Source organism: Achromobacter sp. (assembly GCF_057314935.1).
The window spans coordinates 1-19778 of record NZ_DBHKZA010000030.1 but is presented as its reverse complement, the minus strand read 5'-3'; the positions used below and the strand labels follow the sequence as shown (position 1 = coordinate 19778).

19 protein-coding genes are annotated in these 19778 nt (G+C 64.9%); 10 read left to right on the top strand and 9 right to left on the bottom strand.

Features of this window, described 5'->3' with window-relative positions; genetic code table 11:
* Positions 1 to 27: 27 nt before the first annotated feature.
* Genes ACO6D5_RS13220 through ACO6D5_RS13200 form a run of 5 tightly spaced genes read right to left on the bottom strand, consistent with a single transcriptional unit; the run spans position 28 to position 4849 of the window.
* Entirely contained in the window at positions 28 to 1041 is a 1014-nt protein-coding gene (locus tag ACO6D5_RS13220; RefSeq protein ID WP_006227860.1) for a proline racemase family protein, read from the bottom strand.
* Between the two features lie 53 nt (positions 1042 to 1094).
* Entirely contained in the window at positions 1095 to 1886 is a 792-nt protein-coding gene (locus ACO6D5_RS13215; RefSeq protein WP_006227861.1) for an ABC transporter permease, read from the bottom strand.
* Positions 1883 to 2731: an ABC transporter permease gene (locus ACO6D5_RS13210; RefSeq protein WP_485825621.1), complete on the bottom strand. Its 849-nt coding sequence runs from the start codon at positions 2729 to 2731 to the stop codon at positions 1883 to 1885. Before ACO6D5_RS13210 ends, ACO6D5_RS13215 begins: the two co-directional genes overlap by 4 nt.
* Positions 2728 to 3780: an ABC transporter ATP-binding protein gene (locus ACO6D5_RS13205; protein ID WP_485825620.1), complete on the bottom strand. Its 1053-nt coding sequence runs from the start codon at positions 3778 to 3780 to the stop codon at positions 2728 to 2730. Before ACO6D5_RS13205 ends, ACO6D5_RS13210 begins: the two co-directional genes overlap by 4 nt.
* 16 nt (positions 3781 to 3796) lie before the next feature.
* Positions 3797 to 4849, bottom strand: coding sequence for an ABC transporter substrate-binding protein (locus ACO6D5_RS13200; RefSeq protein WP_485825619.1), 1053 nt, complete (start codon positions 4847 to 4849; stop codon positions 3797 to 3799).
* Between the two features lie 154 nt (positions 4850 to 5003).
* Between ACO6D5_RS13200 and ACO6D5_RS13195 the strand changes: the two genes are divergently transcribed.
* The 6 genes from ACO6D5_RS13195 to ACO6D5_RS13170 all read left to right on the top strand — a co-directional run bounded on the left by ACO6D5_RS13195 (position 5004) and on the right by ACO6D5_RS13170 (position 10165).
* Positions 5004 to 6086 carry a GlxA family transcriptional regulator gene (locus ACO6D5_RS13195; RefSeq protein ID WP_315528794.1) on the top strand — a complete coding sequence of 361 codons (1083 nt, stop codon included), beginning with the start codon at positions 5004 to 5006 and terminating at the stop codon, positions 6084 to 6086.
* Between the two features lie 24 nt (positions 6087 to 6110).
* The gene (locus ACO6D5_RS13190) at positions 6111 to 6821 is read left to right on the top strand and encodes a glutathione S-transferase family protein (RefSeq protein ID WP_315528795.1); all 711 of its coding nucleotides are present in this window, start codon (positions 6111 to 6113) and stop codon (positions 6819 to 6821) included.
* A 516-nt stretch (positions 6822 to 7337) separates the two neighbouring features.
* The gene (locus ACO6D5_RS13185) at positions 7338 to 8822 is read left to right on the top strand and encodes a methyl-accepting chemotaxis protein (RefSeq protein ID WP_315528797.1); all 1485 of its coding nucleotides are present in this window, start codon (positions 7338 to 7340) and stop codon (positions 8820 to 8822) included.
* A 111-nt stretch (positions 8823 to 8933) separates the two neighbouring features.
* Positions 8934 to 9158 (top strand): DUF1653 domain-containing protein, encoded by a 225-nt coding sequence (locus ACO6D5_RS13180; RefSeq protein ID WP_315528799.1) that lies wholly within the window; start codon positions 8934 to 8936, stop codon positions 9156 to 9158.
* Between the two features lie 4 nt (positions 9159 to 9162).
* Entirely contained in the window at positions 9163 to 9780 is a 618-nt protein-coding gene (locus tag ACO6D5_RS13175; protein WP_315528801.1) for an exonuclease domain-containing protein, read from the top strand.
* A 25-nt stretch (positions 9781 to 9805) separates the two neighbouring features.
* Positions 9806 to 10165, top strand: coding sequence for a MazG-like family protein (locus ACO6D5_RS13170; RefSeq protein ID WP_315528803.1), 360 nt, complete (start codon positions 9806 to 9808; stop codon positions 10163 to 10165).
* 3 nt (positions 10166 to 10168) lie between these two features.
* Here ACO6D5_RS13170 and ACO6D5_RS13165 read toward each other — a convergent pair whose 3' ends face one another.
* Positions 10169 to 10459 carry an antibiotic biosynthesis monooxygenase family protein gene (locus tag ACO6D5_RS13165; RefSeq protein WP_485825618.1) on the bottom strand — a complete coding sequence of 97 codons (291 nt, stop codon included), beginning with the start codon at positions 10457 to 10459 and terminating at the stop codon, positions 10169 to 10171.
* 97 nt (positions 10460 to 10556) lie between these two features.
* On the opposite strand from ACO6D5_RS13165, the gene ACO6D5_RS13160 reads away from it, so the two are divergent.
* The 3 genes from ACO6D5_RS13160 (at position 10557) to ACO6D5_RS13150 (ending at position 12557) form a co-directional block, all read left to right on the top strand.
* Positions 10557 to 10952 carry a hypothetical protein gene (locus ACO6D5_RS13160; protein WP_315528808.1) on the top strand — a complete coding sequence of 132 codons (396 nt, stop codon included), beginning with the start codon at positions 10557 to 10559 and terminating at the stop codon, positions 10950 to 10952.
* A 388-nt stretch (positions 10953 to 11340) separates the two neighbouring features.
* Entirely contained in the window at positions 11341 to 11817 is a 477-nt protein-coding gene (locus ACO6D5_RS13155; RefSeq protein ID WP_315528809.1) for a hypothetical protein, read from the top strand.
* A gap of 44 nt (positions 11818 to 11861) precedes the next feature.
* The gene (locus tag ACO6D5_RS13150; RefSeq protein WP_315528810.1) at positions 11862 to 12557 is read left to right on the top strand and encodes a hypothetical protein; all 696 of its coding nucleotides are present in this window, start codon (positions 11862 to 11864) and stop codon (positions 12555 to 12557) included.
* A gap of 28 nt (positions 12558 to 12585) precedes the next feature.
* Here ACO6D5_RS13150 and ACO6D5_RS13145 read toward each other — a convergent pair whose 3' ends face one another.
* Positions 12586 to 14997: a DUF3772 domain-containing protein gene (locus ACO6D5_RS13145; RefSeq protein WP_485825617.1), complete on the bottom strand. Its 2412-nt coding sequence runs from the start codon at positions 14995 to 14997 to the stop codon at positions 12586 to 12588.
* A 225-nt stretch (positions 14998 to 15222) separates the two neighbouring features.
* Positions 15223 to 16149 carry a LysR family transcriptional regulator gene (locus tag ACO6D5_RS13140; RefSeq protein ID WP_485825616.1) on the bottom strand — a complete coding sequence of 309 codons (927 nt, stop codon included), beginning with the start codon at positions 16147 to 16149 and terminating at the stop codon, positions 15223 to 15225.
* A gap of 248 nt (positions 16150 to 16397) precedes the next feature.
* Between ACO6D5_RS13140 and scpC the strand changes: the two genes are divergently transcribed.
* Positions 16398 to 17915 carry a succinyl-CoA:acetate CoA-transferase ScpC gene (scpC, locus tag ACO6D5_RS13135; protein ID WP_315528815.1) on the top strand — a complete coding sequence of 506 codons (1518 nt, stop codon included), beginning with the start codon at positions 16398 to 16400 and terminating at the stop codon, positions 17913 to 17915.
* 128 nt (positions 17916 to 18043) lie between these two features.
* Here scpC and ACO6D5_RS13130 read toward each other — a convergent pair whose 3' ends face one another.
* A complete protein-coding gene (locus tag ACO6D5_RS13130; RefSeq protein ID WP_485825615.1) occupies positions 18044 to 18997 on the bottom strand; it encodes a LysR substrate-binding domain-containing protein in 954 nt (317 codons plus the stop codon).
* Positions 18998 to 19778 lie beyond the last annotated feature (781 nt).

Sequence of the window (19778 nt, the reverse complement as noted above, 5' to 3'; positions counted from 1 at the left end):
CTCCACCCATCCTGCGGCCTGACGGGATCAGCGGATCAGGAAGCCCGCGCCGACCGGGTCGTTGCGGTCGATCACCCAGCGCGCGGTGCCCAGGATGCTGGCGGTGCCCTTGACGGTAGGCCGGACCGCGCGCGTGCCGTTCAGGTCCACCTCGCCCAGCAGGCAGCCTTCAAACGTGCCGCTGCCCAGCAGGCCTTCGGATTTGATCGGCTGGTTCAACCCCATCTTTCCGCGCGCCTCGAACATGGCCATCATGGCGCTGGTGCCTGTGCCGCCGGGCGAACGGTCCAGCTGGCCGGCGCTGAACACGTGCACGTTCTTGTAGAACGCACCTTCAATCGTCGGCTGATGCCAGAACGTGATGAAGTTCAGGTTGTTGATGTGCGCTTCGGTCGGGTGCTGGATGCGGTGGCGCGCGTTCAGTTGGTCACGCACGATCAGGCCCATGCGCGACAGCTCGGTGCCGTTGTCGGGCGAGATCCGCAAGTCGCAGCCCGACAGGTCCACGATGCCGAAGTAGTTGCCGCCCCAGACGATGTCGGCGGACAGCTTGCCGTAGCCCGGCAGTTCCACCGGAATGTCCTGCGCCGCTACATAGGCCGGCACGTTTTCGAAGCGAGTCCACAGCACGTTGTCGCCTTCGGAAGCCACTTCCGACACGACCAGGCCGGCCGTGGTTTCAAAGCGGATCTTGGTGATGCCGTCCTTGCCGCGCGCGACCAGGCCATTGGCCACCATCGCCATGCTGACGGCGATCGTGCCGTGGCCGCACATGTGGGAGTATTCGGTGCCGTCGATGTAGATCAGGCCGGCGTCGAACTCAGGGCTGGACGGCGGCGTGAGGAACACGCCGAACATGTCTTTGTGGCCGCGCGGTTCGCGCATCAGCGCTTGACGCAGCCAGTCGTAGTTCTGCTCCAGGAAAGCCCGCTTTTCCAGGATGGTGGATCCGGCGGGGTAGGGGATGCCGCTATGCACGATGCACAGGGGCTCGCCTTCGGTATGGGTATAGATGACATCGAACGCGTCTTGCTTGCGCATGACTGTGGCTCCAGACAAAAGTAGGATGAGGGGAAAACCCGGGAGTCGAGAAACTATTTGCCGCGTTCGGACAGCATGTCCAGCCCGACGGTCAAATCAAGAATGACGATGGCGATCACCGCAACCACGATCGTGGCGCCCGATACGGCTGCGATGGTCGGATCTATCGTGTACTGCACGTAGTTGAAAAGCTTCACGGGGATGGTGTTCAGGTCCGCCGTGGTGTTGAAGATGGAAAGCTCCACGTTGATCCATGACGAGATGAACGCGAAGATCGAACCGGTCACGATGCCCGGCCGGATCTGCGGCAGCACCACCAGGAAGAACGTGGTCCAGGGGTTGGCGCCCAGGTCGGCTGACGCCTCTTCCAGCGCGCGCTGCTCCGGCGTCAGCAAGGTCAGCGTCGAGCGCAGCACGAACGGCGCGATGATGACGATGTGCCCGATCAACAGCGACAGGAAGCTGCGCGTCAGGCCGAAATACGCGCCGTACTGCAGCAGCGCCGCGCCCAGCACGATGTGCGGCAGCACCAGTGGCGACATCAGCACCGAGGTCAGCGCCGCCTTGCCCGGGAATTCGTAGCGCGCCACCGCCAGCGCGGCGGGCACGGTCAGCACGACGGCGGCCACGGTCGCCGCCAGCGCCAGCACCGTGCTGGTCGTGAACGCGGCGACATAGCCGGCTTCCACCAGCAACGTGCGGTACCACTCCAGTGTCCAGCCCTGGGGCGGGAACGCCAGGTACGGGGTGGCCGTGAACGACGAGCCCAGGATCACCACCAGCGGCAGGGCCAGGTAGGCCAGCACGGCCAGCGCGATCAGGCGGATCAGGTTGCGGGCGATCATCGCGCGGCTCCAGGCAGGGTGGCGGCGCGGTTCGCCAGCGCAACCAGGATCAGGGTGAAGACCAGCAGCACCATGCTCAGTGCGCCGCCGTAATGGAAATCGAAGACCGAGCTGTATTGCTGGAAGATCAGCATGGACAAGACCGAGATCCGTCCGCCGGAAAGCAAGGCGGGCGTCACATACGCGCTGACCGCCAGCGTGAACACGATGATGGCGCCCGACACCACGCCGGGCAGCGTCAGCGGCCAGGTGATGTGGAAGAACGTCGCGGCTGGGCTTGCGCCCAGATCCGCGGACGCCTGCTCGCAAGCGGGGTCCACCCGGGCCAGCGCATTGCCCACCGCCAGCACCACGAAGGGCAACAGCACATACACCATGCCGATCAGGATGCCGAGCTCGGTCCCGATGAATCGCACCGGACGGTCCGCGGCGCCCATGCCGACCAGCGCCTGGTTGACCAGGCCGTTGCGGCCCAGCAGCACCATCCAGCCGAACGCGCGCACGATGTTGCTTGTGAACAGCGGCACCACCAGCAGGATCACGCAGAAGCGCCGCCAGGCTTGCCAGCGCACCACGCGCACCAGGTACCACGCCAGTGGGTAGCCCAGGATCACGCATACGACAGTGGTAAAAAAGGCCAGCCGGAAGGTCACCAGAATCACATCCCAGTGATACTGGTCGGCCAGCACGCGCAGGTACTGCTGCAAGGTCAGCGTCACGCCGTCCGGCCCGCCCGTGATGCTGGCCAAGGCCACCACCGCCAACGGCGCCAGGAAGAAAGCCGCAAAGAACAGCACGGGGGCCGCCAGCAGCAGGCCGGGCGAGAGCCAGGCGCGCCGGTTCATGGCTGCTCACCGATCAGGTGCAGGTGTTCCGGCGCGAAGGCCAGGTGCACCGTCTTGCCGGGCCGCAGCTCGGCGGGCGCAATGCCGCCATGGCGTGCCACGACCGATTGGCCGCCGATATCCACATGGAGCATGCTGTGGCTGCCCACGTTGATGACGTCCGTGACCGCGCCGGTCAGCGTGTGCCCGGACGCCTCGGCGCTCAGCCGCAGGTCTTCGGGCCGCAGCACCGCCACCCCGCGCGCGGGCGCCGGCTTGCCGCCTAGCGGCACGCGCAGGCCCTGGGCGTCCAGCTGCAGCCTGTCGTCTCCTGCCGAGGTGAACGCCATGAAGTTCGCGTCGCCGATGAACTCCGCCACGAAGCGGGTGGCGGGCTGGCGGTAAATGTCCGTGCCTGCGCCCACTTGTTCGATGCGCCCCGCGTGCATGACGACGACCCGGTCCGCCATGGTCATGGCTTCTTCCTGATCGTGCGTGACGAAGATGAAGGCGATGCCCAGCTTGGCTTGCAGATGCTTGAGTTCCAGCTGCATGCGCTTGCGCAGCTTCAGGTCCAGCGCGGACAGCGGCTCGTCCAGCAGCAGCAGCTTGGGCTGGTTGACGATGGCGCGCGCCAGCGCCACGCGCTGCTGCTGGCCGCCCGACATCTCGCGGGGGTAGCGCGGCCCGAAGTCCGCCAGCCCCACCATGTCCAGCGCCGCACGCGCGCGCTCGGCGGCCTCGGCTTTGGATGCGCCCTGGCGCCGGGGACCATAGGCCACGTTCTCCAGCACGGTCATGTGCGGAAACAGCGCGTAGTTCTGGAACACCGTGTTCAGCGGGCGATGGTGCGCGGCCAGGCGGCTGATGTCCTGGCCGTCGATCAGGATGCGGCCCGATTCGGGCTTGAGGAAGCCGGCGATCGAACGCAGCAAGGTGGTCTTGCCGCAGCCGCTGGGCCCCAGCAAGGCGACGAATTCCCCCTGCTGAATGTCCAGGTCGATGTGGTCCAGCGCCTGGTAGGCGCCAAAGCGCATCGACACGCCTTCGATGGTGAGCAAAGCGGACATGATTGATCCCTGGACCCTAGCGCTTGCGGGCAACCTGGCGGTTCCAGGCGTCCGTCACTTCGGCGCGGCGGCTGTTGATGAGGTTCCAGTCGAAGAGGCTCAGGTTTTTCACCGAGCCCTCGGCGCCCCACGGCAGCTTGCGGGCCACGTCCTTGGGTACCTGCACGTCCTTGACGGCCGGTCCCAGGTACAGGCGCGTGGCCAGGCAAGCGGCGGCGTCCGGCGTCAGCGCGGTATCGATGAACTTCCTGGCGGCAGCGGCATTGGGTGCGCCCTTGACCAGATGCAGGCGGGCGTCCGTGGCCCACGCGCCTTCCTTGGGCACCGCAAAGCCGATGGGCAGGCCCTTGTCGATCAAGTCCCAGGCGCCCACGTTGAAGTGCGCGCCGATGATGGCTTCTCCGCTTTGATAGGCGTTGCTGGCCGCACCCGAGCTGTCGAAGAACAAGGCGGTGTCCAGGGTGGCCAGCTTGGCGTACAGCGGCGCCAGGTTGGACGGGTCGATGGCCCAGACGCGCGCCAGGAAGAAAATGAACGGGACGCCGGACGAATTCGCGGGCGAGGGCACGGCGACGGCGCCGGCGTACTCGGGCTTCCACAAGTCCTTCCAGCTGGTCGGCGCCTGCGGCACTTCCTTGGTGTTGTAGGTGATGCCGAGCGAGTAGTAGCCCGTGCTGACGGCATACGCGGCGTCGCCGTTGCGGTACACGCCCTGGTCGATGACGTTCTTCAGGTTGGGGATGGCCGCGGGGTCCAGCGTGTCCAGCACGCCGGCCTGGGCAGCCAGTTCGCTGATGCCGCCGTCCATCCAGGCCACGTCGATCGTGGGCGCGTTCTTCTGCTGCTGCAGCTTGGCCAGCGTGGTGGTCGACGTGCCGACTTCCGGCACGACCGTCACGCCCGTGGCCTTGGTGTAGGGATCGGCGACGCAGGCGCGGAACGCGTCGCCCCAGTTGCCGCCATACCAGGCGACGGTGATCTTCTGCTGCTGCGCCATCGCCTGCGTGGCCAGCAATAGCCCGGCGCCCAGCAAGGCGGCGCGGAGTGCGCTGCGGGTAGGTGTTGCCATGTCGGATTCCCCTTGTCGATTTATCGGCTTGTCGCGGCGGCCTCTGGAACAGGGTGCCCCAGGACGGAGCCGTGACGTTGCCATACCTGCATCTTGGGCGATCCCCGGGAAAACGAGCTTGAAGGCGCGGGACAAAAACTTGAATAATTGCGTCATGACTGCCGTCGAAACCGTCGCCTCCGCCACTTCCTCCTATGAGGACGCTGCGGAAGGCCTTCCCCCGGGGAAACCCGCACTGACCATCGGTATCGTGCTGATGGACCAATTCACGCTGGCTGCCTTCGCCGGTCTGGTGGACGTGCTGCGTCTGGCCGGCGACCACGGTGGACGCAGCCGGCAGATCCATACGGCATGGCGTGTCATGAGCTGGGACGGCAAACCGCGCTGCTCCAGCGCCGGCTTGACCATCGATGTGGCCGACAGCCTGCCCGACGATCCCGCCCAGTTCGATTACGTGGCGGTATGCGGGGGCAACGACTACATCAACGGCCGCATGCCTGAGCCGTTGCGCGACTGGCTGCGGCTGGCGGCGGCGTTGCGGGTGCGCTTGCTGGGTATCTGCACCGGCACGTTCGCGCTGGCGCAGGCGGACGTGATCGGGCCGCGCACGGTCTGCGTGCACTGGAACGTGCTGGATGCGTTCCGCGAGCGTTTTCCCCAGACCCGCGCGGTGGTGGACCGCCTGTTCGTGGACGAGGGCGACCTGATCTCCTGCGCAGGATCCACAGCGGCAATCGACCTGGGCCTGTACCTGGTGGCCCGGCATTGCGGGCGCGACAAGGCGCAGCAGGCGATGCGGCACATGATGCTGCAGGGCGTGCGCCCAGGCCGGGTGCCGCAGGCGCATTTCCGCACCGACCTGTCCGGCATCCAGGACCTGCGCGTGCGCCAGGCTGCGCACTTCATCGAGCAGCGCATCGACAACCCGCCACCGCTGGACGCCATCGCGCGCTACGTCGGCGTCGGGCGGCGGCAGTTGGAGCGCGCGTTCCGCCTTGCCACAGGCATGTCGCCCATGGCATTCCAGCGACAACTTCGGCTGGAATACGGAAGCTGGTTGTTGCTCAATAATCCTTGCAGCATCACGCAGATTGCGTTGGACTGCGGTTTTGCGGACGGCGCGCACTTCTCGCGCGACTTCCGGGCGCACTTCGGATTATCTCCGCGCCAGTATCAACAGGCCCGAGGCCAGCAGGCTATCGGGCAAGAGGGCGGTGTCAGCGTATTTCCTGCCTAGCCTTCGTTCACCCAAGGAGACGGCATGACGTATGACCTCTGGTATTGGGATGGCATTCCCGGGCGCGGCGAATTCGTGCGCCTGGCGCTGGAAGCAGGGGGCATCCCCTATCGCGAACGCGTCCGCGAACCCGGTGCCTCGGAAAACGCGCTGATCGACGACATGCAGTCGCCGCGCAAGCATCCGCCTTTCGCGCCGCCCTATCTGGTAGCCGACGGCATGACGCTGGGCCAGACCGCCAACATCCTGCTGTTCCTGGGGGAAAAGCATGGGCTGGCGCCGGAGTCGTTGGAAGGGCGGCTTTGGGTGAACCAGTTGCAGTTGACCGTCGCCGACATGGTGACCGAGGCGCACGATACGCATCACCCCATTTCCGCCAACGATTATTACGAAGACCAGAAAGAAGAGGCGGCGCGTCGTGCGCGTGGTTTCCGGGAAGAGCGCATCCCGAAATTCCTGGCGTACTTCGAACGCGTGCTTGCCGGCCCGACAGCCTGGCTGGCCGGCGGCCGGCGCTGGACCTATGTCGACCTGTCGTTGTTCCATCTGGTCGACGGCCTGCTCTATGCGTTCCCGAAACGGATGGGCACGGTGGCCTCGGATTATCCGAACGTGATGGCCTTGCACGCGCGCGTGGCGTCGCTGCCGGCGTTGCAGCCCTATTTCGACAGCGGCAGGCGCTTGCCTTTTGGCGAGTGCATATTCCGCCAGTATCGCGAACTGGATGCCGCCTGACGTCCGCGTAAACGACGTCTTGAAGCAGGGTTAACGACCGCGTCGTCGTTTTCTAAATGGCGCGTGATGCCGCCCGCATTTTCATATGCCATTTAATAAAGGGGTCATTGAGTGACCCCTTTATTATTGGGGCGGGCCAAATTTGCAGAAAATAGATGCAGAGTTGGTATTAACCCTGAATCACGTAATGAGCACAGGCTGATTGCGCAGTTGAAAGGCCGCTGAATGATTATCCGGTGCCAGATCGCAGCACGTTTTTTTTCCGCAAAGCCATCGGTAATAGGTTGAGAACCGCTCATTTTTAGGATTAAATATTTTCGACTGGATACATTCTCCTTTTTTAATTTTGATCCAGGCCTGCCGTTACCGCAGTGGCGACGGACTACCAGGTAGCAAGTGCATGCGGCGCGGCGTGCACTGACTGAGTTTGGGACGCGCCAAGCAGTTCTGATTCAGAGATTCCGCTTGTCGACCGTTGTCAGAAACTTCGTCCCATTCCTGGCAGGAGAAGCCACTATGCAATGGATCACCCTAAGTCGCCTGTTCCGCGGTGAACGCGGCATGCAGAAGGCGGATTTATACGGCCAGATCTCGGCTATCCATAAAGCCCAGGCCGTCATCGAATTCGATCTGGAAGGCCACATCCTGATGGCCAATCAGAATTTCCTGGATACCATGGGTTATTCCCTCGACGAGATCCTGGGGCAGCATCACCGCATGTTTGTCGATCCGGACGAGCGTGAATCTGCCGAATACCTGGCTTTTTGGCAAAAGCTCGGGCAGGGCGCTTATGACGCAGGCCGTTACCGCCGCGTCCGTCACGATGGGCGGGACGTCTGGCTGCAAGCGTCCTATAACCCCATCTTCGACAAGCGCGGCCGGCCGATCAAAGTCGTCAAATACGCCACCGACATCACCGATCAACAGCGGCGCCAGGCGGACACCGAAGGCCAGTTGGCCGCGATCTCCAAGGTCCAGGCGATTATCGAGTTCGAACTGGACGGCACGATCATCCGCGCCAACGACCTGTTTCTGAAAGCCGTGGGGTATCACGCGTCCGAAGTGGAAGGCCGGCACCACAGCATCTTCGTGCGGCCTGAAGAGGCACGCTCGGCCGCCTACCAGGAGTTCTGGCGCAAGCTGCGCCGCGGTGAGCATGACACGGGCCAATACCTGCGGATCGGCAAGGGCGGCCGCCAGGTCTGGATCGAGGCCAGCTATAACCCGATTCTCGACGCTGAAGGCCGGCCGTTCAAAGTCGTGAAGTACGCCACTGACATCACCAAGCGGTTCACCGCCGCGCAGACCTTGCGGGTGGCCGTGCAGGGCCTCACGGAAAACGCCGAGCGGGCCAGCCAGGCCAACGCCTTGGCGCTGGATGCCAGCAAGGTCGCCGAGCAGGGCGGCAAGACGGTCAAGGGCGTAGTACAGACGATGGGCGCCATCACCGATAGCTCGCGACGCATCTCCGAGATCATCGGCGTGATGGACGGCATTGCCTTCCAGACGAACATCCTGGCGCTGAACGCTGCGGTGGAGGCGGCCCGGGCCGGCACGCACGGCAAGGGGTTCGCGGTGGTCGCGGCCGAAGTCCGCAGCCTGGCCCAGAACAGCGCCGCCGCCGCCAAAGAGATCAAGGGGCTGATCACGACGTCGGTCGAGCAGATAGAAAGCGGCGCCGGGCAAGTGCAGTCGGCGGGCACCACGATGGAAGACATCGTGGCCTCGTCGCGCCGCGTCACCGAAATCATGGCGGAAGTGGTGAGCGTGTCGTTGGCGCAATCGGCCAAACTGGGGGATGTCACGGAAGACATCACGCAGATGACCGCAGAGGCCGCCCAGACCTTGCGCGCCACCCAGGAGGCCGCCGACGCGCAGGCCGCTCGCAAGGACCATCGGCCCGTCGGGGTGGTCAAGCCTGTGGCCGCGACCGTGCAGGCGCGGCCGGCGGCCAATACGCCGCTGCCGCCGAAGCCGGTGCTGGAGTACGTGCGCTACTGACGTCCGCGCGGGCCGGCGCCCGCGCGAGTGCGCTATAAAGACGGTATTGTCTGAATCCCAGGCCTGGGCCGGATCGCTTCCGCCCGGGCCGCATTATTTGCGGCACCGTCCATGACCGAATCCGAAGCGCTTGCCCTTGCCTCGCACCGCCACTACAAAGGCGGCCTTTACCTGTACGTGGGCACCGCCCGCCATTCCGAGACCGAAGAGTCCATGGTGGTGTACGAACACCTTTGGCCGCACGCGCGCGGCCTCTGGGTGCGCCCCGCCACGCTGTTCTTTGGCCAACTGGCCGACGGCTCGCCGCGCTTTGCGCCGTTGCGTCCGACGGAGTAGCGCCGTGACGTTCTTCAACCGGCGGCCACGGGCCAGCGGCGGGGCGTCGCGCACGACCGTCAACCGGGCGCAAGCCTCCGCGGCGCTGGATTCGGCCTTGCAGGCGCTGCGCGGCCCGTTCATCGTGGCCGACTTGGAAACCACCGGCCTGTCCACCGCCACATGCGAAATCCTGGAATTCGCGGCTGTGCGGGTCGAAGCATGCGGCACGCTGGCCCGCGAATACACGCAGGTAGTTCGCACGAGGTCGCCGGTGCCGTCATTCATCACGCGGCTGACCGGCATCACCCAGGCGGAAATCGACCGCCATGGCGTGCCGGTGGTGCAGGCGTTTTCGTCCTTCCTGGCGTTCGTGGAGGACCTGCCCGTGTTCTTCCACAATGCATCGTTCGACCGGCGCTTTCTGGGTGCGGCGGCTGACCAGACCGGCCTGCCGTTTGCGAATCCCACGCATTGCACGCTGGCGCTGGCGCGGCGCGCCTGGCCGGAACTGCCGTCGCACAAGCTCGACATCCTTGCGCGCCACGTGGGCGCGTCGGACCCCACTCACCGCGCATTGGCCGACGTGCGCACGACGGTGGCCGTGGCGCTCGCAGCCAGTTCACGTCTGGCTGCCGCCTGACGCCGCAGGTTATCTGGAAAATTCGATGTCCGACCTTGAACAGATCAAACATGCGGTGCGGGCTTTCACGGCAGAAAGGGCATGGCAGCCCTTTCATTCGCCCAAGAATCTGGCGATGGCCCTTTCGGGCGAGGCCGGAGAACTGGTGTCCCTGTTCCAATGGCTGACCGAAGCCGAATCGCGCAATATGGCGCCGGAACGCCTGGCGGATGCCGCCGATGAAATCGCGGATGTGCAGATGTACTTGGTGGCGCTGGCCGATCAGTTGGGCATCGACATCGCCGGCGCCGTGGCGCGCAAGATGGTGAAGAACGCGCAGAAATATCCGGCGGACCGTTTTGCCGGCAGCGCGCGCAAGTACGACGATCCGCCAGAGCAGGCCTGACGGTCAGATCACTTTCTGTTCGTGATGGACTTGGGGCGGCTCGACGAAGAAGCCCGCGACCAGCTTGCGCCATTCCTGGAAGTCGGGCGACTCCCGGAAATCCACCATGTGGTTCTCGACGGTTTCCCAATCGACGACCAGCGTATAGCGCTGCGGTTGTTCAATGCTGCGGTGCAGCGCCACCCCGTGGCATCCGCGAGCGCGCAGAAACAGCGGCTTGGCCTGTGCGACGCCTGCCTCGAACAGCGCTTCCTGTCCTTCGCGGACATGAATGCTGGCAATCTCCTGGATCATGACGATGTCTCCAAATAATTGGGGCCGGGTGAGGCCCGACCGGCGGGAGTAGTATGGCTGAAAATTCCAATTCCATCCTGTCCGATTTCCTCGAGCCGTGACCTTGACTCGTCTCATTGCCGTTCGCCTGCTGTGGTACGCGGGCATCGCCGTTATCGCCGTCATGGCGCTGGCGCTCAACACGCAGTTCAGTGTGGTTGTGCTGCTATCGGCCATCGCCATCTACATTCCCTTGTCGGTACTGTGCTTGCCGCTGACGGCATGGCTTTGCTGGAGCCGCGGCTTGCGTGCCCCGGTCAAAGGGCTGCCGCCCGCGTGGCCTGCCTGGCTGGCCGGCGGTTTAGGCGTCGCGCTGCTGGCCAGTTACCACGTGCTGGCGGACCTGGATCTGGCGGAATGCGGCTTCCTGCTGGTTCTCGTCGCGGGCGATCTCTGGCTGCTCCGCCGGGAGGCCGCGCAATGCTTCAACCTGGCGCTTGCGCGTTCTGGCTGACAGTAAGCCGAACGGCCATCAACGGCTTGCCTACCGGCGTGCGCGCTAGGCACCTTGTCCGAGCCAAAGGCGCGTCGCGCCATCCTTAAAGTTGAGCCCGCTTGCCCCACACGCGGTTGCCCTGTCTTTTTCATCGTCCATACGCATGGCGTGGCGCTCCTGCGCTCGTCTGTTTCGCTTGCCGACTGTCTGGCCAGCCTCGTCCACAAAGCTGCGGTCGCCCGTTTAACCGATATCGACCTGCCTAGGACGGAGCAATCATTCCGTACCAATACATAAGTCCCACGCCACTCGTCTATGTGCGGGCACGGGGGAGGGACGTAGCGGTCCGCGCCGGTCGGCCACCGGCACCTGTGCATCCGCATGAAGCGGATCAGGAGGAGCTCAAATGAAAAAGCTCGCAGCAGTCGCAGCCATGTCCTTGTTTGCCGCATCGGCCTATGCCAGTGGGCCAGGCATGCCTTCCGTGTCGATCACCGGCCACGCCGGCACGATCAACGGCACGGCGTCATCCGTCTCCACGGGTAGTTCGGTGGTGGCCACCCAGGTCAACGGTTACGGGTCTTCCAGCCAGACGTCGTTTGGTGAAACCGGCGGCGTCGCGCAAGTCGGCGGCACGTTCAACCGCGACGGCACGCAAGTCGTCACCAGCACGCGCCAGTACGCCACCAGCGAGTCGTACGGCAACGTGACGGGCAACGCGCCCATCATGGTGGGCGACAGCATCGCCAACGGCGGCGCCTCGTTCGGCAAGACCGATACCGCCGCGTCGGCGACGGGGACATTCGTTGCCGGCAATATTGGCGCGTTTGGGTCGATCGGCGGTGTGGGCGGGGTGGGCCACATCTCTGGCTTCAATCACTGACCCAATTATCCGGACGGCTTCGGCCGTCCGGTCGAGGGGACATCATGAAAACCATAGTGCTTGCAATCTCCCTGTCGCTGGCGGCGTGCACGGCCGCGGCGCAGACCAGTAATTCCAGTTCCACGACCTCGGCGTCGTCGGGGTCGACCAATGCCGGCAACAACCAGGGCATCACGCTGAATTCCAATAACAGCGGCTCCAGCACCGTGAAGACGGTTCCGCCAGTAGGGGGCCAAAGTTTCTATGGGTCGTTCTCGTCGGACAGCTGCATGGTGTCGGCGGGCGGCGGGGGCTCCGTGGTGGGCTTCGGCATGAACGTCGCCATACCGATCGAAGACCAGAAATGCAGCCTGCGGCGCAACTTCGAGCGCACGATGCAGGCGGCCGCTTCGACCAAGGACGCCGACCGTTCGCGCCGACTGGAAACCGCAGCCATCGACATCCTGTGCCAGACCGACGACCGCACCAAGGCGGCGCTGGTGGCGCAAGGGCTGTGCACCAACCCTGCGCTGACGACGGCCGATCATCGTTTCGATACGACTGCGGTTGCGCAATCTTCGCCAACGACGGCCACCGTCGTCGTGCCGCCCGCGCCGGTGCAAGGCCAGACTCAAGCGCCGGCGCCTGCGGTGCAGGCGTATCCGGTCCAGGCCGTTCAGACCACCGCGCTGGCCTCGCCGCCCTTGCGCAATCCGCGGCTTGACCGGCAGCAGTTCGCCGACCTGTATTCGCCCGGCTGACGCCTGCGGGCGTCGTGGGGCAGCCGGGTCAGGGGGTGGAGGCGGGCGGCAGGATGGCGGCAGGCGCCGCCACTGCCGCCGGCTCCGGCGCGGAGGCCAGCAGCATGGTGGGGGGCGAAGACACTTCCAGGCCGGCGTCGTTCAGGCGCTTGAGCACCGTGAACAGCATCGCGCTGCGCACGCCGTACGAGGCGCGCGGCGACGAGACATAGCCCTTGGCGTTGAAGATCAGGTGGCCGCCTTCGATGCCGTCCAAAAACACGTTGGGCGCGGGCGTGTCCAGCACGTCCTCGTGGTCGGCAAAGGCCTGCAGGATCAGTTCGCGCACTTGCTCGGCGTCCGTCGACAGCGGCAAGGGCAGCTTGATCTGCACCAGCCCCAAAGGGTTGGATCGGGTCACGTTGCGCACTGTCTTGGTGACGAATTCCGAGTTCGGCACAATCACCGTGGACCGGTCGCCCATCTGGATTTCGGTGGCGCGGACATTGATGCGCAGGATGTCGCCCTCGACGCCGCCCAGCGACACCCAGTCGCCCACCTTGACCGGGCGTTCCGCCAGCAGGATCAGGCCCGACACGAAGTTCTGCACCACCGCTTGCAGGCCGAAACCGATACCCACCGACAGCGCGCTGGCAATCCACGCCACACGCTCCAGGCCGATGCCGGCCGCCGACAACGACAACGCGACCGCCAGCACGAATCCGGCGTATCCGAACAAGGTGGCCGCCGACAACTGCATGCCCGGATCCAGTTCGGTCGTCGGCAGGTAGCGGTTCGATAACCAGCGCTTGAGCATCTTCACGCTCAGCAGCGACACGCCCAGCACTATCAGCGCTTGCAGCACCGCGCCGGGACGGATCTGCGCTTCGCCAATAGCCAGGCCTTTGCGCAGTTGGTCAAAGCGCTGCAGCAAATCGGCGGGTCCTTCGCCGAAGGGCGCCAGCAGCAGGATGACCGCCAACAGGCCCACGGCCACGCGGCCGACGCCGGACAGCAGCACGGCAGCCTGGTCGCGCAGGCTTGGGCCGTCGTTCTCGCCTTCGCGATGCGACGTGCCCAGCAGCGTGCTGAAGCCGTCCTCGATCAGCGTCGACACCAGGTAGGCGGAGGCCAGCACGATCAGCGTCCACAGGACCTGCTTGGTCAGGAAGGCACCGAACGCCACATATCCCGCCAGCAGGCTGGCCAGGCCCAGGACCAGCACGGTCCATACGGTGCCCAGCAGGAGCGAAACCCAGAACGGGGCGGGCGCGTCGTTTTCCTGGATGCTCAGGCGCCTCAGCCTGCGGCAGATCGCCAGCACGATGGCCATCGTGGTCATGATGATCACGGCGACGATGCCGGTCAGCGTGATGGTTGTCGTGAGGCTGGCGTTCAGCAATACCGGCAGGCGTTCGGCCAGCCAGATCATCACGACCAGCGTGCCAAGCAGATTGGGCAGCCAGCTCAAACGCGTCGCCACGGCGTCGCTGATGGGCGGCAGGCGCCAGGACGGGCGGTGCGTCGACAGCAGGGCATTGCCCAGCCCCGAGACATAGCCGCCGAAGCAGACGGTCGCCACCAGCGTGGCCAACAGCGCGCCGGTGTTGTCGGTAAGCTGCGAATTCCAGTCCAGGCCGGCATGGATCAATAGCGCGATCACGCCGGGCGTCGCCACCGACAGCGTCAATTGCGCCACTGCCAGGAACGAGCGCCGCAGCCGGCCCGGAGGCACCCGGGTTGCGGTCAGGCGCAGGAACAGGCGGCCGATCCAGATGCGTAGCGCGATCGTCAACGCCGCCGCTGCAGCCAGCAGAAGCCATCCCCATATCGGCGTCTGCCCGATCGCGGTGGAAAGGTCGTCGCGCAAGGCTTCAAGGCGTTCCAGGTCGCGCGGGAATTCCTCGTGGAACTCCACCCAGAACTGTTTGGACAGGAACGAATTTCGCCGCTCGCCCAGGCGAGCCTGGAATTGCGTGCGGCGCTGCGCGGAGATCTGTTCCGCGGTCTGGGCGGCATCCACGGACAGCAAGCGGGCCAGCTTGATCTGCGCATCCAGCGCGCGGCTGCTCTTTTCCAGCTGCATGCGCTGGGCTGCGACGTCGGGGGCTTCCTTGGCGCCTTCGGGCGGCGTGCCCAGTTCGCTCAACCTCGCGGTCAGGCTGGTCAACTGGGGGGCGAGCGCCTCGCTGGCCGCATCGGCCTTGGACTGGATGTCCAGCGCGTCGCCGCGCTGTTTGACCAGGGTGGCGTCGTCGGTCTCGTCGGCGACGCGTTTGCGGATGTCGTCGATCTGCTTGCGGGCGGCCGCCAGCAGCGTTTCGGTTTCCGCAGGATTGGGAGGCGGCGCCGCGAAAGCGGGCATCAGACAGAGCGCCAACAACAACGCCGCGACAAGCGCGGCGAGATGGGCGGGCAAGCGCCGGGTGCGTAAGAGCAGGGGGGTGCGGATCGGGTTCATATTCTTGTGCGAGACACTCGCGTCGAGGCGGCAGCATAACAAGCCGCGGACCCGCCCGTTGCAACAAAAACTAGTGCTGCGTCCCCCTATTTTCGGATCGAGATCCGGGGCCATATCCCGCCGGCGCCCCGGGGGCGGAATCAGGGCCACATCCAATGCTGGGCTTCGGGGGGCGCCTGCCGCGTCTCTGTCCGACATCCACGTTTACCAGGCCAACGTTTGGAATCAACTCGGACGCGTCAGCGCGCCTCGGGGAAGGGCTTTTCTGGGCTTGCCCAGCACGGCGTCGCAGACATCCAGCCAGGCGCGCGCGGCAAAAGACAGATAACCGGATTGCAGCCAGATGTGGCCTACTTCCCACTGCATGCCGGACTTGGCCAGTTTCGCCGTGCTCAGCCCCCGCGTCTTCATGCGTTGCATCAGCGGCTCGGGCAGCAGCGCTACACCCAGGCCCGCGGACGCCATCGCCACCAGAAAGTCCCAATGCGCGCTCTGCGCGGCGATGCCGGGCTGAAAGCCCGCGTCGGCAAAAGCCTGCCGCAGGCGCCGGGTGACCGCGAAGTCGTCGGTGGGGATCAATAACCGCGCGTCGCGCAGGGCGCTCAATGGCAAGGACGTCTTGCCGGCCCAGGGGGCATCGGGCGGGCCGATGACCCAGATGGGGTAGCTGCCGAACAGCTGGGCGGCAAGTCCGCCGTCGGGGGCGACGGGCAAAATCGTGGCGCCCACCTCCAATTCACCGCTGGCGACCAGGCCCTCGACGGCCTGGCCCGTGCCCTCGCGCAAGGTCAGGTGGATGCCGGGATGCAATTCCCGGAAGCGCTTGACCACAGGCGTGAACAGCAGGTTGATCATCGGCGGGATGCCGACCTCCAGCGCGCCGCGGTCCAGATCGGCGGTCTGGCGCAGCTCTTGCGACAGTTGCCGCATCGTTTCCAGCACCTGCATGCCGCGCTGGTACATGACTCGGCCGGTATCCGTCGGCCGCGCGGTGTGGCCGTCGCGGATCAGCAGCGGCGTGCCCGCTTCTTCCTCCAGTTGGCGAATCATCTTGCTCACGGTCGATTGCGTGACGAACAGCGCTTTGGCCGCCTGCGTGAAGCTCGCGTGCCTGACCGTCTCGACGAAATAACGCAACGCACGCACGTCCATGACTGGGAACTCCCTGTGCGCGTTGCGCGCAAAAACGTCAAACGATGAAAAAAACGACTGGTTTGAATGATTTTAAGTCATTACGAGATTTAAGCAGGCCTTCCTATACTGCCGAAAATTCATCCTGAGGCGGGCCGTGAGCCCGCACCGGGATATCGGGAAACGCCGCGAAAGACGGTGCCCGGGCGCTGAAAGGCGGCCTCGCCGCGCCCGGCCGCAAGCCGTTGGCCTTTAAATTTGGAGACACCATGCATCTCGACCGTATCCGCCACCCAGGGCTGCGCGCCAAGATCACATCCGCCGAACAGGCGGCATTGCTGGTTGAAGACGGCATGACCGTCGGAATGAGCGGCTTCACGCGCGCCGGGGACTGTAAGTCCGTGCCGGCGGCGCTGGCGGCACGGGCCGAGCGCGAGCCGTTGTCGATCACGCTGATCACCGGCGCCTCGCTGGGCCACGATACCGACAAGATGCTGGCCCAGGCCAACGCGTTGTCCCGGCGCATGCCGTTCCAGGTCGACACCACGCTGCGCCGCAAGATCAATCAGGGCGACATCGCCTTCATCGACCAGCACCTGTCCGAAACGGTCGAACAGCTGCGCGCCGGCCATATCGGACCCATCAATGTGGCCATCATCGAAGCCGCCGCCATCACGGAGTCGGGCGCCATCGTGCCGACGATGTCGGTGGGAAATTCGGCTTCGTTCGCGCAGCAGGCCGACAAGATCATCATCGAACTGAATATCGGCGTGCCCGCGGCCATTGAAGGCCTGCACGATATCTACGTGCCCGAAGACCGCCCCGCGCGCCAGCCGATCGGCCTGGTGTCGGTCGACCAGCGCATCGGCCAGCCCTTCATTGAAGTGGACGCGGCGAAGATCGCCGCCATCGTCATCACGCACGAGCCCGACAGCCCCTCCAACGCCTTGCCGCCCGACGGCGACACCAACGCCATCGCCGGCCATATCAATACGTTCCTGCGCGGTGAAGTCGACGCAGGCCGCCTGACCAACGCGCTGCTGCCGCTGCAGGCCGGCATCGGCACCATCGCCAACGCAGTGCTGCACGGCTTCGAGTCGTCGGACTTCGATAATCTGACGATGTACTCCGAAGTGCTGCAGGACAGCGCCATTGAACTGCTGGACCAAGGCAAGCTCGCCTTCGCGTCGGCCTCGTCCATCACGGTGTCCAAGCCCGTGTACGACAAGATCCTGGCCAATATCGACCACTATCGCGAACGCATCGTGCTGCGTCCGCAGGAAATCAGCAATGCGCCCGAGATCGTCCGCCGCCTGGGCATCATCGGAATCAACACGGCGCTGGAATTCGATATCTACGGCAACGTGAACTCCACGCACGTGGGCGGCACGCACATGATGAACGGCATTGGCGGCTCGGGGGACTTCGCGCGCAACGCCCATCTGGCGATTTTCGTGTCCAAATCGATGGCCAAGAACGGCGACATCTCCAGCGTCGTGCCCATGGTGTCCCATGTGGACCACACCGAACACGACGTGGATGTGCTCGTGACCGAGTGCGGTCTGGCGGATTTGCGCGGCCTGGCGCCGCGCGAACGTGCCCGTGCCATCATCCAGAACTGTGTGCATCCTTCCTACCGCGATGCCCTGCAGGACTATTTTGATCGCGCGTGCCAACGCGGCGGCCAGACGCCCCATCTGCTGGAAGAGGCGTTCTCCTGGCACCAGCGCTTCAATGAAACGGATTCGATGCAGCCGGCCAAGTCGCCCGCGCGCAAGGCGGCCTGAGGGCACGCAACGTTGACTGCCGCCGTCGCGGCGTCCGCCAGGCTATTCGAGCGAAGCGAATCCTGGCTTGCGGGGAGTGCTCCCGCCGGGCGCCGTGTTTGGGTAGGGGTAAAGGAGCGAACGCTGCTTTACCTTTTTTTTCGCGCTGAGTTCGCGGGCAGCGCGTCGGGTTCCGCTGGCGTGGTGACAAGCGCGCAGCGGGACAGCTCCAGCTCGTCGCGCAGCCATTGCTTCAAGGCGACCAATGGCGCCCACTCCCGCAGGCTCGGCGGATAGACCAGATGGTAGGTCTGCGCCTGTTCATATTGCACGCTCATGGGCGATATCCGCACCAGGCGTCCGGCGCAGAGGGCGTCTGCAGCCAGCAGCTCGCGGCCCAGCGTAATGCCCAGTCCTTGTTCGGCCGCCTGCAGCATCATCCCGGCATCGTTGAAAGTGGCCACCGGTGTGACCGGGGTGCGCAGGCCAGCGGCATTGAACCAGTGCTGCCACATCTCGCGTTCCCCCAGCAGCGGCTGACGGGCCAGCGTCTCCGGCGAATTGTCTTCCAGCTTCGCCGCAGTCTCCGGCGACGCCAGCGCAATCAACGGCAGGGGCATGTCGAACAAGGGTTCGGACTCCACGCCCGCCCAGGGGCCACGGCCAAACCGCAGCGCCGCATGAAAGCCGTCGCGCACCAGGTCCACCACTTGTTGGGACGTCTCGATCTCCAGCGACAGGCCCGGATTTCGCACGCGCCACCGCGCCATGCGGGGCAGTAACCAGCGCTGCGCAAAAGAGGGCAGTACCGACACGCGCAATCGTTGTTCGCTGCCGGTCGCAGCGGCTGCCGCTGCCATTACGCCTTCGTCCAGCACGGACAGCGCACTCTGCACGCTGCACAAGAGCGCAGCGCCCGCGCTATTCAAGACGATTCCGCGTCCGCTGCGTTCAAACAACGGAAAGCCCAGTTGTTCCTCCAGCCCCTTGATCTGCTGGCTGACCGCACTGTGCGTCAGGTGCAGCCGGTCGGCGGCGGCGCGCAGGTTCTGCAACTCGGCGACAGCGCGGAAGGCGGGCAGGGTGTTCAGAGGTAAACGCATGGGATCGTCGCTGAAGGTCAATATTTGGTTAGCTTAGCTGACCAATACACGGAAAACAATTCGATTTTCACGCGATTGATGGGCGGCTACGCTTACCAAAACGTCGGCATCCCAGGAGCCCATCATGTCTGCCCAAACTTGTACGTCACCGTCACCCTCGTTTCGGCCGCAACGGCAGCCCCCACAACCGGCGCCCTCCCAGGCATCTCCCGCCAGAAAAGCGCAAACGGAAACTGCGGCTGTCCACGCAGCGTCGCCGCGCGGCTGGCTCGGCAAGCTTTGGGCCGCCTATTGCAAGCGGCGCGAAACGTCCCGGCTACGCAACCTTGCCGTCGACATGGACCCGCACATCCTGCAAGACGTGGGCGCGCCCAACTGGCTCGTCAACGAAACCACCATGCAACGAGACCTGGCTCGGCTGAAACACACGGACTACATGCGCTGGTAGCCCCTCGCGACGGGAAGGGTGCAAGGCTCGGGCGCCGGTGCTTCCCCAGGAAGACCGGCGCTTCGCTTTGGCGGGGCGGGAGGGGAAGCGAATGGTGGATGCTGTGCTATCCGTGTTCTTCGCTGTCTCTATACATAGCGTGCATTCCTCTCTCTATATAGAGGAGCTTGGAAGTGGGGCGATCCGGGAGAGCGGCGGGAGCCCGAAGGGGGTGGCGCCCCTCTTCTATATAGAGGAGCACGAGATTTCCTGCCGGCCGCAGGAAATTACGGGTGTCTTTGCTTCCCGCGCATGACAGCGCCAAAACTTGTGCTATAGTCTCGCTCCTTCGCA